Genomic DNA, 13,991 nt, shown 5'->3' with positions numbered 1-13,991 from the left:
TCAGCCTCGCATCGCGACGCCGCGGCGCCAGTAGCCCATGAACGCGACCTGCGCGCGGTCGATCCCGAGGTCCTTCACGAGGTGCCGCCGGAGCGTGGTCACGACGCCGCTTTCGCCCGCGATCCAGAAGTAGCGGCCGGCGGCGTCGTCGGACGCGATCTCCTCCCCCAGGCTCGAGTACTCGGGCGTCTCCCAGAGCAGGTCTTCGCCCTCGATGTCGGTGACGCGGATCTCGTCCCCGGCGTCGTCGTCGCCCAGGTGCTCGAGCACCGCCGGGATGAGGCGGAGCCCGTGCGGCTCTCCGGCATCGCGCGGCAGCCAGTGCACGTCCACCCCGGCCGGCACGTCGATGGCGAGCACGTCGGCGGGCGACGGCACCTCGATGAACGCCGTGCCGCGGAGGTCGCGCGGGGCGTCCTCCAGGATGCGGGCGATGGCCGGGGCCGCCGTCTCATCCCCGACGAGGATCACCGAGGTGGCCGCCCCCGGCGCGTACTCCGCCCCGCCGTGTGCGACGACGCCCCGCCGCGGACCGACCAGCCACAGCTCTTGTCCCGCCGCCGCGGTGCTCGCCCAGCGCGATGCCGGACCGGTGAGGCCGGGCTCCAGATGCAGCACGAAGTCGATGTCGACCTCGGTGCTGCCGTCGTCGGCGACTCGCAAATCCCGGACGGAGTAGGTGCGCATCGAACCGCGCTCCTCCTCCGGGACGGCGAGGTACGAGCCCCACCAGTCGTGCGTCGAGCGGTCGATCTCCGCGAGCACGCCGGACGCCGGCGGGAAGACGAGCTTGACGCGGCTGTCGTACACGGCGCCGGGCGTCCCCAGCTCGCCCAGCTCCTCGCCGCCGAGGGTCACGCGCACGAACGACGGGGAGACGCGGTCGACGGCCCGCACCTCCGCGCGGGTGAGGATGTAGGTGGGGCGCTCGGTCGTGGTGGACTCAGCGGACATGATGCCTTCCGATGGGGGTGACCATCGGCTTGCCGGAGACCGGGTCGATGGTGATCTGGTTGGGGAGGCCGAAGACCTCCTGCACGAGCTCGGCGGTGACGACGTCCTGGGGGGCGCCGATCGCGTGCACGCGGCCGTCCTTCATGGCGACGAGTTCGTCCGCGTAGCGCGCGGCGAGGTTGAGGTCGTGCAGCACCATGACGATCGTGGTGCCGCGGGCGACGCTCAGGTCGGTGAGCAGGTCGAGCACCTCGACCTGGTGGGCGACGTCGAGGAAGGTCGTGGGTTCGTCCAGCAGCAGGATGTCGGTCTCCTGGGCGAGGGCCATGGCGATCCAGACGCGCTGCCGCTGCCCGCCGGAGAGTTCGTCGACGCTGCGGTCGGCGAGGTCGCTGATGCCGGTGGCGTCCAGCGCGTCGGCGACGACCTCGTAGTCGTGCGCGCTCCATCGCGACAGCGCGCGCTGGTGGGGGTGACGGCCGCGGCCGACGAGGTCGGCGACGGCGATGCCCTCGGGAGCCACGGGTGACTGCGGCAGCAGACCGAGGACGCGCGCGACCTCCTTCGTCGGACGGGCGTGGATGGACTTCCCGTCGAGGACGACCTCGCCGTCCACCGGGGACAGCAGGCGGGCGAGGGAGCGCAGCAGCGTGGACTTGCCGCAGCCGTTCGCCCCGACGATGGTCGTGATCTTCCCGGGGGCGAGCTGCAGGTCGAGGCCCTCGACCACGGTGCGGTCGCCGTAGGAGAGGGTGACCCCCTCGGCGGACAGGCGGTGGGCGGCGGTCACAGGGAGCCTCCGGTGCGGTTCGTGCGGATGAGCAGGTAGATGAGGTACGGCGCGCCGACGACGCCGGTGACGACGCCGACCGGGTAGCGCGCACCGAGGGCGAACTGAGCGATGAGGTCGCCGCCGAGCACGAGGACGGCGCCGACGAGGCCGCTGGGCAGCAGCAGCGTGGCTCCGGGGCCGGTGAGTCGCGCGGCGATGGGGCCGGCCATGAAGGCGACGAACGCGATCGGTCCGGTGGCGGCGGTCGCGAAGGCGAGGAGCGCCACGGCCCCGAGGATGAAGATCAGACGCGTGGCCGTGACCCGCACGCCGAGGCCCGCGGCGGAGTCGTCACCGAGCTGCAGCGTCCCCAGCGCCCGGCCCTGCGACAGCAGGAGCGGCACGAGGATCGCGGCGGCGATCGCCATCGGCAGCACGCGCTCCCACGACGCGTTGTTGAGGCTGCCGGTGAGCCACTGCATCGCGGTCTGGATGTCCCAGTTCGCGGCTCGGGAGAGCAGATAGGAGATGACGCTCTGCAGCATCGCGGCGACGCCGATCCCGATGAGGATCAGGCGGGTGCCGGCGAATCCGCCCTTGATGGCGAGGAGGTAGATCGCCAGTGCCGTCACGAGGGCGCCGACGAGCGCGAGCAGCGAGACCGCGGGGCCGTTGAGCGAGAGGACGACGATCCCGAAGACCGCAGCGGCTCCGGCGCCGTTCGAGATACCGATGATGTCGGGCGAGGCGAGGGGATTGCGCAGCATGGTCTGGAAGGTGACCCCCGCCATGCCGAAGGCGAGACCGCTGAGGACCGCGAGGACCGCGCGGGGCAGGCGCAGGTCGCCGACCGTGAACGAGGCGCCGGGCACGGTCTCCCCCCACACCACGCGGATCACCTCGTCCAGGGGGTAGAACGTGTTGCCGACCATGAGCGCGACGACGAACAGCACGAGGACGACGGCCGCGAGGGCGACGGTGACCACCGCATGACGGCGATGGCGTGCCCGACGCCCGGCGATGACGCGCGCGGTGCGGGCGGCGGCGGACTCGTCGACGCGGACGAGGGTGTGCTCTGTCGTGCTCACAGCTCCCGCACCTTCTGTCGGCGGACGATCCAGATGAAGAACGGCGCCCCGATGATCGCGGTGATGATGCCCACCTGGATCTCCTCCGACGACGGCGAGATCACGCGCCCGACGATGTCGCTGGCGGTGAGCAGCGCGGCGCCGGCCAGGGCCGAGAACGGCAGCAGCCACCGGTGGTCGGTTCCCACGAGCAGCCGGCACATGTGGGGGACGATCAGCCCGACGAATCCGATCGGCCCGGCGATCGCCGTCGCCGCGCCGGTCAGGATCACGGCGCCGAGCGCGGACAGCATCCGGGTCCGGAGCACGTGCTCACCGAGCCCCGTGGCCATGTCGTCGCCGAGCGCGAGGGAGTTCATACCCCGCGCGCACACGAAGCAGATGAGGGCACCGGCCGCGAGGACGGGAGCCGTGAGCGCGATGCGCGGCCACTCCGCCCCGCCGACGCCGCCGATCTGCCACGACTGGAACGTCTGCAGCAGGTCGACCCGCGGCAGCATGACGGCGCTGATGAGCGAGGCGAACGCGGCGGAGGTCGCCGCCCCCGCGAGGGCCAGCTTGAGCGGCGTGGCCCCGCCACGGCCGAGCGATCCGACCGTGTAGACGAACACGGCGGCCGCCGCGGCCCCGGCGATCGCGAAGGCCATCTGCCCGTAGGGGTTACTCAGGCCGAAGAACGCGATTCCGAGCACGACCGCGAAGGAGGCGCCGTTCGAGACGCCCAGGATGCCGGGGTCGCCGACGGGGTTCCTGGTGACGGCCTGCATGGTGGCTCCGGCCAGCGCCAGCGCCGCCCCCACGAGGAGCGCGAGCACCGTGCGAGGGATGCGCTTGACGACCGCGGCCTGCTCGATCGTGTCCGACTGGCCGGAGAGCGCCGCGACGATGTCGTCGATCGTGACGGCCCGCACCCCGAACGAGACCGAGAGCACGACGAGCACCAGGACCACCCCGAGGCCGGCGAGCAGCCAGAGGGTGCGCACCAGCGCCGGGCGCCGCAGGGTGGCGGCGTCCGGAACGAGGGCGGGTGCTGAGATCACGACGACTCTCCGCTGGGGGGCGGATGCGGGGGTTACTTCGCGAGCGGGGCGGCGAGGATGGCCAGGTAGTCGTCGAGACCCCACGGGATCGACAGCGCCGACGGGTTCGCGGATGCGGCGATGGGCGTGGCATCGGGCAGGATCGCGACGCGGCCCTCCGCGATGGCGGGGATCTTCGACAGCAGCGGGTCGGCCTGCAGCGTGGCGAGGGTGGAGTCGTCGCCATAGGTGACGAGCACGTCGACGTCGTCGAACTTCTGCGCCTCCTCGGCGCTCACCTCGAGGTAGAACTGATCGCTGTCCTTGTTCTCCTCCACGATCGCGGGGAGCGGCAGGCCCAGGCCGTGCAGGTAGCCGGGGCGCGTGTCGGCCGCGGTGTAGTACCCGATCTGGCTCAGGTCGCTCAGGTCGAAGTACGCGAAGAGCACCTTCTTGTCCTTCAGGGCGCTGTTCTTCTCCAGAGCGGCGTCGGCATCGGTGTGCAGGTCCTCGATCAGGGCCTCGCCCTCGTCCTCGAGCCCCAGGGCCTTCGCGTTCATCTCCACCATGTCGTCCACGGACGTTCCCCACGCGACGCCGGGGTAGGCGACGACCGGGGCGATCTTGGAGAGCGTGTCGTACTCCTCCTGCGTGAGGCCGGAGTAGGCGGCGAGGATGACATCGGGCTCGGTGTCGGCCACAGCCTCGTAGTCGATGCCGTCGGTCTCGTCGAAGAGCACCGGGGTCTCGCCGCCGAGCTCGTCGAGCTTCTCCTCGACCCAGGGCAGGATGCCGTTGCCGTCGTCGTCTCCCCACGTCGCCTTGCTCATGCCGACCGGCACGATGCCGAGGGCGAGGGGCACCTCGTGGTTCGCCCAGGCGACCGTGGCCACACGCTCGGGCTTCTCGTCGATGGTCGTCTCGCCGTAGGCGTGCTCGATGGTGACGGGGAACGCGTCGTCGGAGGCCGGGTTGCCTCCGGCAGTCGCGGTCGACTCCGGCGCGGAGGACGAACAGGCGGACAGCGTCACGGCGAGCGCGGCGGCCGCGCCGAGGGCGAGGAGTCGAGAGGTGCGCACAGGCGTTCCCTTCGGGATGGGACGGGGGTGTGTCGACGCGAAGGCGTCTGGCCTTTGGTAAGCCTGGCCTAATCTAACACGGAGGTAAGGGCAACCTCACTCCCGTTTCGCAGCACTGCGGTCCCGGCATGCGAAAAGCCGGCCGGATCCGTACGGATCCGGCCGGCTTCAGGAAGTCAGCGCACGCTCAGAGAGCGCGGATGTTCGCCGCCTGCATGCCCTTGGGGCCACGCTCAGCGTCGAATTCGACCTTCTGGTTCTCGCGGAGCTCCTTGAAACCGGAGCCGGCGATCGCCGAGTAGTGGGCGAAGAGGTCTTCGGTGCCGTCATCAGGAGCGATGAAACCGAAACCCTTCTCCGCGTTGAACCATTTCACAGTGCCCGTGGCCATGTGTTTTCTACTTTCTGTTGAACCGGCCGCTCGCGCGACCTGCACCACGTCGGGTGATCCGACACGCGTGCTCGGTCACGCTATCACGGCGGCCTGACGGGACGCCCCGTCATCAGCCGCGCGATGGGCGAGCGCGGCCTCCGTCCGCGTGCTCACACCGAGTTTCCGCAGCACCGCCGACACGTGCACGCTGACCGTCTTCACGCTGATGAACAGGCGCTCCCCGATCTGCCGGTTGCTCAGCCCCTCGGCGATGAGGGCGAGCACCTGTTGCTCCCTGGCCGTCAGCTGCTCCGTCTCCGCGCGTTCCCGGGGAGCGGACGGTCGCAGCCCTGCCGCATCGCCGAACCGTGCGAGCGCCCGCTGCAGCGGGACGTGACCGAGGCCGTCCGCGATCGCGGTGGCCGTGGCCAGGACGTCCGCCGCCTCGGCGCGCTCTCCGCTCGCCACGTGGAGGCGGGCCCGCTCGAGACGGAGCACGACCCGGAAGGTCACCGGCACGTCGCCCCCGTCGGCACGGAGCAGCGCCTCGTCGACCGCCGCGGCGCTCGGGTCGAGGAGCGCGTCGAGCACCGCCGACCACGCGTCGTGCTGCAGCTCGTGGGGCTGGACGGCCCAGGCCGCCCGGATCGCCACGACCGCGGTATCGACGGGCGATCCTTCCGCCCGCAGTTCGGACACGAAGGCCCCCGCCTCCAGGAGCAGCCGTCTCTGATGCAGGAGAGCGGGGCCGGGGTCCTGCAGCATGTCCAGGATCACGTCGAGCGCCCGGCGAAGGTCGCCCTGGCTCTCGGCGACGGCCACCGTCATCGTGATGCGGTCGTACCAGATCTGCCGCTCCGAGACCCCCGTCTCCTCGAACGCTGGCAGCCACTCCTGCAGGGTCTCCGCGGCCTCCGCCGCCCGGCCGCGCCAGGCCAGGACACGCACCCGCGTCATGCTCACGTACATCCGGAACACCCGCAGCGTGCCCTGCAGGAAGTCACGGGCCAGCATGTCCTCGACCTGCTCGATCTCCCCGAGTTCGAGCAGAGGCACAATCATGTTCTGCGCCATGATCGAGCCCGAGGTGCGCTCGACGCGGAGCTCTCGTGCCCGACGCAAACCCTCTTCGGCGACGGCGACCGCCTCGCCGTAGCGGCCCAGCAGCGTCAGCAGGTCGGAGTAGTTGACGCGGTAGCGCATCTCGGCCGTCGATCCGGCGGCCAGGTCGCGCGCGCGTTCGTACTCGCGCACGCCCTCCGCGACCCGGCCGAGGTGGGCCAGCGAGGCGCCGCGGACGTTCGCTGCGATCGAGAGCTGATCCGTCGTCGCGGCCCCCGCCGCCCGACGCTCCGCCTCGTCGGCGAGTCGGATGGCCTCCTCCCGGTCGCCCGCGATCATGCGGCGGCTCGCGAGCTGATTGAGCAGCTCTGCGCGGAACACGTCGTCGTCGACACGCTCCGCGAGCACGAGCGCCTCCTGCAGCAGCGGGATGGCCCCGAGACGCCCCAGGTTGACGAGGTACAGCGCCTTGTTGCGCAGCAGCCGGGCATGCAACCGTGGATCGACCGTCGCCGGGTCGGCCTCGCTCAGCGCGAGGTTCGCGACGGCGAGCGCGCGCTCGCCATCACCGGCATTGCGCAGGACCGACCCGAGCACATGCAGGAGCTCCAGGCGGGCGAACCCCGTCGCCTCCGCCGCGTCCGGCACGAGCGGCCAGAGTTCGAGAACGAGCTCGCCGAACCGTGCCGCGCTGGCGAAGGCGTACTGGGCTTTCGCGTGCCGCATGGCGTCGGCGGCGGACGTGATGGCCCGGCGGTCGTCCTGCGCGAGCTGCCAGTGGTACGCCAGCGCCGCCGCGTCGTCGCCGCCGCCCTCCTCCAGCGCCTCGGCGTACGCGCGGTGCAGCCGCGCGCGCTCCCCCGGCAGCAGGTCGTCGTGCACCGCCTCGCGCAGCAGGGCGTGCCGGAACCGGTAGTCGTCGTCGCCGACGACGATGATGCCGCTCCGCACCGCCTCGCGCACGGCGTCGTCGACCCGGTCCTCGGGAAGCTCGGCGAGGCGCAGGAGCAGCGGATCCGTGAGCGGCCGTTCGGCGCCGGACAGGATCTGCACCACGCGCCTCGCATCGTCGCCGAGACGGTCGAAGCGGGCGAGCAGGAGGTCGCGCAGGCTCTCCGGCAACGGACCCTGCGCGCACCCGGCGATCTCCTCGACGAAGAAGGGCACCCCCTCCGCGCGGACCTGCAGCCGCTCCAACGCGGTCGCGGTCGGCATGCGTCCCGTGAGCTGCGCGACGAGCTCGCCGACCGCGTGGTCGTCGAGGCGCGGCACGGTCATCCGTTCGAGCAGCCGCGCCCGGGTGGCCTCGCCGATGAACCGGCTCACCGCGTCGCCCCGGCGCACGTCGTCGGTGCGGCACGTGATGAGCAGCAGGAGCCGTCCGTGGTCCAGCGTGCGGAGCAGGAAGGACAGGATCGCGAGCGTGGAGTCGTCGGCCCAGTGCAGGTCCTCGACGAGGATGACCTGCGGCGCCAGCTCCGTGGCTGCCTCGATGAGCGAGGCGATCGCGTCGCGCAGGCGCTCGGGACTTGTGCGGTCGCGGGCGGCGGGAGTCTCGACGAGCTCGGGCAGCAGCATGCCGAGCGCCTCGGCACCCACGCCGACCGCCTCGCGCACGCGCTCCACCCCCAGCCGCTCCACGATCGAGCGGAGGATGCCGGCGAGGGGCCCGAACGGGGCGCGCGAGGTGCCGAGGTCGAGGCACCAACCGACGTGGACGTCCGCCGCCTTCGCGATCTCGGTGCCGAACTCCCGCACCAGCCGCGACTTGCCGATGCCCGCCTCGCCCTCCACGAGGAGCGCGGCGGGCGCGCCCGCCCGGACGCCGTCGAACAGGCGGCGCATCTCGGCGAGCTCAGCGTCACGACCGACCATCGCGGCACCGGGGGCTGGGGGCATGGACCCATCGTCCCACTCCCCCCGGACATCCGGGGAGCTGAGCGGGAAGGGCAGCACGACGCCGCCGGTCATCGGGCGACGGCCGGATCGCACGCTCCTCCGCGGGGCGCACGCTGCCCCTCGGACGCTCGTCGTCCGCGGTGCAGCCAGCGACGGAGCGGCCCCTCCGGCCGGGGCACGATCTGATCCGCGTGCTCGAGGATCATCCGGCGCCGGGCGACCGCGCGCTCGATCCGCTCCTGCTCGAAGGCGGTGACCTGCTGGGTGAAGTAGGGGTGCTCGAACATGATCTCTCCTCATCGGTTCGGCGTATCCCTACACTCCGCTCTGAGGTGGCCCCCCGACATCGGACGGATGCCCTATCTTCCGCGCCTTCTCCTCCTCCGCCTCCCTACCCCGCGCAGGCGATCGCGCCGCATCAGGCCAGGCCGTCCCCGGCTGCCTGTTCCCCCGCGTTCGCCTGTCCCGGCACGGACGAGCGACGGGGGAGGAGGGAGGCGCGGGCGGATGGGCGGGAGTCATCCGGCGCGAGGATCGCCAGCACCCGGACCAGCGTCGCCATCCACAACAGCCCGAGACCCACGACCACCGCCTCGAGCACGGTGGCCGTGTACAGCTCGAACGGGATCCACAGGACGACGGCGACGACGACGAGCACGCCGACCCCCACCGACGTGAGCAGCAGCGCGCGCGGGGTGTCGGGCACCACGACGGTCGTCCACACCGAGGCCGCCAGGAACAGCACGAGCGTCGCGAACGCCGCGATGTCGTGCGGGACCGGCACCCGGTGCAGCGGCAGGAGCCCCACCGCGGCGAGCGCGACACCGGCGGCCCCCCAGAGCCCGACCACCAGGGCGATGCGCCCGAGTGCTCCGTCCCCGAGCATCCGGTGCAGATCGCGCCCGATGTAGGCGCCGACGGTCGCCACCAGGAGCCCGGCGACGACGAGGGTGCCGTTGAACGCCCACCCGACCCCGAGCTGCGAGAAGTTCTGCTCCCACCAGCGCGGATCGGCCGCGGTGACCATGGCGAAGAGGGTTCCGATGATGAGGAAGGCGAACAGGAGCGCCGCGAGGTCGGCCGTGCGCAGTCCGGTGCCGGCGCCGAAGGCGAGTCTGCCACCGACGGCCGCCGCGACCCCCGAGAGGGCGGCACCGCCGAGGGCATCGAGTTCGATGCCCTCGAGCCCCGCCGCGAGGACCTCGGCCGCGAGCAGGACTCCCATCATCGCGACGGCGCCGAACGCGAGGGTGAGAGCACCCGACGAGAAGTGCGACACCGCCGTCTGCCACCGCGGCATCGGCGCCGTCTCTCCCCGTCGGTGCCGGAGCGAGCTCGCGACGAACGCGGCCGAGGAGACCAGGCCGGCGATGACCGCCAGGGTCGGCGCGAGCGCGCCCTCGCCCGTGAGCCGCCGCGTCGTCCCGGCCAGAGACAGGAAGCCGGCGACCGCCCCGACGAGGAAGCAGGCCACGGTCGCCCAGACGGCCTCCGTCTCGCCGCGCAGCCTCTCCGCCTGCTCCATGCGCCCATGCAAGCACGCCCCTCGGACGCCGGGAAGAGCGGACGCCGCGTGTCAGGCGGCCAGGCGTCCCACGGCTCTCGCCCGGATCAACACCGCCGTACCGTCGGAGTACGCCACGGGAAGTTCCTCCACGGCGACCACCTCGATGGTCGCCGGGTCGGCTCCCGCGAGCCGCGCGCGCTCCGTGGCCTCGGCAGCCGCGTCCTCACGGGCGGCGCGTCGCTCGGACGCCTCCACACGGTAGATCTTCTCGATCTGACCGGCGACCTCGCCGAGAGCCGCCCCGACGGCGTTGGCGGCACCGAAGTGATCCGGTCGGATCAGCGCGGCGACACCGTCGAGCCGGTCGGGAGCGATGACGCCGCCTCCGCCGACCAGGATCACCGGCACAGGCGCCGCGTTGGGCTTCATCCGGTCGATGGAATCCTCGAGGATCCCGCGCATCGCTGCCCAGGCCGCCGCGCCGACCGGGCCGTCCACGGTCGGGGCGGTGAGACCGGGGATCTGCGCGCCGCCGACCGCGAGGGCCACGTCGGTCGCGGTGAGGGTACGCCCGCCGAACGCCAGCGCCTCCTGGGGGAGGCGGTAGCCGACGCTGTCCGGGCCGACCGTCGTCCCCGACGCGGTCTCGCGGACGATGGTCCCGCCGCCGAGCCCGACGGACAGGACGTCCGGCATGCGGAAGTTGGTGCGGATGCCGCCGATCTCCACCGCGTGCGCGGACTGTCGCGGGAACCCGTCGACGAGCACGCCGATGTCGGTGGTGGTGCCGCCGATGTCGACGACGAGGGCGTCCGTCGCGCCCGAGAGGTGCGCGGCGCCGCGGATGGAGTTCGTGGGTCCGCAGCCGATCGTGAGCACCGGGAACTCCAGCGCGTACTCGAGCTGCATCAGCGTGCCGTCGTTCTGCCCGAAGTACGGCGTGGCGGGGATGCCGCGCTGGCGCAGGGCCGCAACGAAGCCGCTGGCCATCTGCCGCAGGGTGCTCATCAACGCCGCGTTCAGCACCGTCGCGTTCTCCCGCTCGAGCAGTCCGAGCGAGCCGATCCGCGCGGACCGCGAGACGGGAACGCCCAGCTCGTCGGCGACGATCTCGGCGACGCGCTCCTCCTGGCTCTCGTCCACCGGGGAGAACACGCCGACGACCGCGACGGCATCGACCTCTCCGCGCATGCGGGCGCAGGCCGTGCGCACGGCCTCCTCGTCGATCGGCGAGAGCACCCTGCCGTCGACCTCGAACCCGCCGTCGAGCAGGAAGGTGTGCCCGCCGATCGCGGCACGCAGGTCGTCCGGCCACCCCTCGAGCGGCGGGACGGCGGTGGTGGCAGGCGCGCCGAGCCGCAGGACTCCGACGCGCCCCAGCCCTCGACGCTCCACGATGGCGTTCGTACAGTGCGTCGTGCCGAGCATCGCGTGCCCGATCCGTGCCGGGTCGACGCCGGAGGCCGCGAGCACGGCATCGATCGCCGCGGCGACCCCGTCCCCGGTGTCGGCGGTGGTCGGGCGCTTCACGGAGGCCACGACCTCGAGCCGCTCGTCGAGGATCACGGCGTCCGTGTTCGTGCCGCCCACGTCGATGCCGATCCGATACCCACCCATCACGCGGCCTCCTCGTCCGTCGTGCGCGGACCGGAGCCCTGCGCGATGACCTCCACGGGGACCCACTCCACGTCGTAGCCGAAGTGTGCAGGGCCCGCCGTCTCCAGTCCGACCGGCGTGCGCCATTTGTCGTGGCAGGGGATCGCGATGACGGCGACACGGGCGCCGTAGCGGAGCGACTCGGTCGTGATAGGCATGCCGGTGGCGAGGTCGAGCACCGCGATGAGGTCCGGCGTCACGGCGGCGAGCACACCGTCGCGCCGTCCGAGCAGCATCTCGTTCTGGAAGTCCAGCCGGAACGCGCTCCCCCGGTCGGCGCCGACTCCGGCCAGCTCGGCCGCCCCGCGCGTGAATCCGCCGTCGACCGCCCGCTGCAGGTCGGCGACCTTCCCGTCGAACAGGCGCACGGCGCCGAGGTCGCCGCACAGCGCGGCGATCCGCTCGTCATCGCGGAGTTCTCGTCCCGCCGCGTCCCGGCCGCGCAGGATGCGGCCGATGCGCTGGGCGAGACCCAGGGTGCCGGGGATGGCGCACTCCCGGACGACGTCGCCGCCGTACGCGTAGTCGATCATGGTGGCCCCTCCCCCCATCTCGACCGTGACGGCCCTGGCGATGCGCTCCGACCAGCCACCGTCCACGGGGCGGCTCACCACTTCGTTGCCGTGGTGGTCCACGAGCACCGTCGTGCCCGGTCCGTAGCCCGCCAGGTGGAAGGTGACCATCTGCGCCTCCGGGAAGGCGCGCCCCATGGCGTCGCCGTCGACCACGGGCAGACCGGCGAGTGCGGCCGCGGCGATCGGGATCATCGAGTTCCCTCCGCCGACCTCGATCGGCATCACGGCGGTGGCCGTGCGCCCCACCGCGCGCTCGATCGCGCGCACCGCGGCGAGCAACTCCGACTCCGCCTGGATCCGCTCGACGCTCACCGACGGGGCGCCGATGCCGCCGATCGGGAGCACGAAGTCGTCGTCCGTCAGGTCGGCGACCGCGATCAGCGGTACGGGCCCATGCAGTCGGATGAGCCGCTTGGCGATGAGCGACCCGACATGCGGGTCGCCTCCGCCACCGGTGCCGAGCACTGCGGCGCCGAGCGCGATCTCGTCGACATCGGCCTCGGTGATGGCGGCGGTCATGCCTTCACCTCGTCGCCCACGGCTGCGCCGCGCGCCGGGCGCCCAAGTCGGCGCAACGGGAGCAGCACGAGGGAGGCGACGAAGCCCGCGAGAAGCCCGTCGAGAGCCGAGATCGTGGTCAGGGTGAACCAGCCGAAGCCGGGGCCGTCCGCCGGATTCGTCGTGGCGACGGCCACCAGGATCCCGACTGCCCAGGCCCCGATGGCCCAGCCGTCAACGAGGGGGACGTCCGCGTCGTGCTGCCAGCGCGCCGTGCGACGGCCGCTGAAGTACGACGCCAGGTAGACACCCCCGTACGGGGCGATGATGGTGCCGATCACGAGGATGAACTGCACGAAGTAGTCCGCCGCACCGATCACGCCGACCACGATTCCGATGACCCCGAGGACGATCGTCACGGTCCGACGGTTCAGGCGCTCGCTGATCGAGGCGAACGCGAGACCGGAGGAGTACAGGTTCGTGGTGTTCGTCGTCCACTGCGCGAGGATCAGCACGATGACCGCGACGCCGCCGAGACCGAGCGCGAAGAAGATCGCCATCAGCTCGGTGCCGTCCATGATGCGCGCCAGCAGGATCGCGACGACGAGGATGATCGAGTTTCCGAAGAAGAAGCCGACGAACCCGGCGATCATCGCCTGCTTCGGCGTCTTCGCCCATCGCGCCATATCGGGAGCGAGCACCACGCCGAGGATGAAGATGCCCATCACCAGGGACACCGCACCACCGAAGGTGAACGTCGACTCGACCGGCGTCTCCAGGCCTGCGGTTCCATTGACCGTGAAGGCGACGACGATCCCGACGATGAGCAGGAGCAGCAGCAGCGGCACGGCGAGGGTGCTGAGGCGGTTGATCGACCGGTAGCCCCAGAACGCCGTGATCGCCATCAGCACCCCGCCGATCGCGGTGAACACCTGTACCGGTACGTCGAGGCCGGTGAACTCCGCGAAGGCGATCTGCGCGTTCGTGCCGAAGAACCCGGCCTGCACGGCGTACCAGCCCACGAGGCTCACCGCGATCGCGAGGGCGAGGACGGCACCGCCGATCCTGCCGAAGACGGCGCGCGAGATCATCGCGGTGGACAGGCCGGTCGCCGCGCCCACATACGCACAGGCCATGGCGAGGAGGCCGAGGAGGAGGGAGCCGAGCATGGTGGCCGCGATCGCCGGCCAGAACGCCATCCCCGAGGCGAGCGACACCCCGAGGAATGCGCCGGAGAGGTCGATGCCGATCGCGATCCAGACCGTCGCGATCGACAGCCAGCTCTTGCGCTGGTCCAGGGGCACGACCCCGTGCTCGTAGTCGGTGGTGGTCATCTTGTCTTCCTTGGATGTGGCCCTGCGAGCCGGTCCACGGGGATTCGGGTTCCCGGGGGTGCGGAGGGCTCGCAGGGCGGGTCGGGGGGCGGGGCCTGTCGGTGCGGCCCCATCACGCCGGTTCGGGGTTCGTGGCTCCTGACGGCGGAAGGGTGAGGGCGCCCGCCGCGGGGAG

At 72.0% G+C, this 13,991-nt stretch carries 12 protein-coding genes; all 12 read right to left on the bottom strand.

The genetic code is table 11. The features are described from left to right. The 12 genes from FY549_RS06025 to FY549_RS05975 all read right to left on the bottom strand — a co-directional run bounded on the left by FY549_RS06025 (position 1) and on the right by FY549_RS05975 (position 13,816). The gene (locus FY549_RS06025; RefSeq protein ID WP_149084240.1) at positions 1-954 is read right to left on the bottom strand and encodes a siderophore-interacting protein; all 954 of its coding nucleotides are present in this window, start codon (positions 952-954) and stop codon (positions 1-3) included. Further along, entirely contained in the window at positions 944-1,744 is an 801-nt protein-coding gene (locus tag FY549_RS06020) for an ABC transporter ATP-binding protein (protein WP_149084239.1), read from the bottom strand. The genes FY549_RS06025 and FY549_RS06020 overlap by 11 nt, the downstream gene beginning before the upstream one ends. Continuing rightward, a complete protein-coding gene (locus FY549_RS06015) occupies positions 1,741-2,814 on the bottom strand; it encodes a FecCD family ABC transporter permease (RefSeq protein WP_149084238.1) in 1,074 nt (357 codons plus the stop codon). The genes FY549_RS06020 and FY549_RS06015 overlap by 4 nt, the downstream gene beginning before the upstream one ends. Next, on the bottom strand, positions 2,811-3,854 hold the full coding sequence (locus tag FY549_RS06010; RefSeq protein ID WP_149084237.1) for a FecCD family ABC transporter permease: 1,044 nt from the start codon (positions 3,852-3,854) through the stop codon (positions 2,811-2,813). The genes FY549_RS06015 and FY549_RS06010 overlap by 4 nt, the downstream gene beginning before the upstream one ends. 32 nt (positions 3,855-3,886) lie before the next feature. Next, the gene (locus tag FY549_RS06005) at positions 3,887-4,912 is read right to left on the bottom strand and encodes an iron-siderophore ABC transporter substrate-binding protein (RefSeq protein WP_149084236.1); all 1,026 of its coding nucleotides are present in this window, start codon (positions 4,910-4,912) and stop codon (positions 3,887-3,889) included. A 187-nt stretch (positions 4,913-5,099) separates the two neighbouring features. Then, positions 5,100-5,303: a cold-shock protein gene (locus FY549_RS06000; RefSeq protein WP_025104028.1), complete on the bottom strand. Its 204-nt coding sequence runs from the start codon at positions 5,301-5,303 to the stop codon at positions 5,100-5,102. Between the two features lie 75 nt (positions 5,304-5,378). Continuing rightward, the gene (locus tag FY549_RS16845) at positions 5,379-8,246 is read right to left on the bottom strand and encodes a helix-turn-helix transcriptional regulator (RefSeq protein ID WP_187614936.1); all 2,868 of its coding nucleotides are present in this window, start codon (positions 8,244-8,246) and stop codon (positions 5,379-5,381) included. Between the two features lie 68 nt (positions 8,247-8,314). After that, on the bottom strand, positions 8,315-8,533 hold the full coding sequence (locus tag FY549_RS16475; protein ID WP_159463880.1) for a hypothetical protein: 219 nt from the start codon (positions 8,531-8,533) through the stop codon (positions 8,315-8,317). Between the two features lie 131 nt (positions 8,534-8,664). Next, entirely contained in the window at positions 8,665-9,771 is a 1,107-nt protein-coding gene (locus tag FY549_RS05990) for a DUF998 domain-containing protein (RefSeq protein WP_259614093.1), read from the bottom strand. A gap of 51 nt (positions 9,772-9,822) precedes the next feature. Further along, positions 9,823-11,370: a hydantoinase/oxoprolinase family protein gene (locus FY549_RS05985; protein ID WP_149084234.1), complete on the bottom strand. Its 1,548-nt coding sequence runs from the start codon at positions 11,368-11,370 to the stop codon at positions 9,823-9,825. Beyond that, positions 11,370-12,503 carry a DUF917 domain-containing protein gene (locus FY549_RS05980; protein WP_149084233.1) on the bottom strand — a complete coding sequence of 378 codons (1,134 nt, stop codon included), beginning with the start codon at positions 12,501-12,503 and terminating at the stop codon, positions 11,370-11,372. The genes FY549_RS05985 and FY549_RS05980 overlap by 1 nt, the downstream gene beginning before the upstream one ends. Next, positions 12,500-13,816 carry a cytosine permease gene (locus FY549_RS05975; RefSeq protein ID WP_149084232.1) on the bottom strand — a complete coding sequence of 439 codons (1,317 nt, stop codon included), beginning with the start codon at positions 13,814-13,816 and terminating at the stop codon, positions 12,500-12,502. Before FY549_RS05975 ends, FY549_RS05980 begins: the two co-directional genes overlap by 4 nt. Positions 13,817-13,991 lie beyond the last annotated feature (175 nt).

It is taken from the genome of Microbacterium sp. 1S1 (genome assembly GCF_008271365.1).
Taxonomy (GTDB): domain Bacteria; phylum Actinomycetota; class Actinomycetes; order Actinomycetales; family Microbacteriaceae; genus Microbacterium.
The sequence above is the reverse complement of the archived record's forward strand: the minus strand, read 5'-3'. Positions and strand labels throughout refer to the sequence as shown.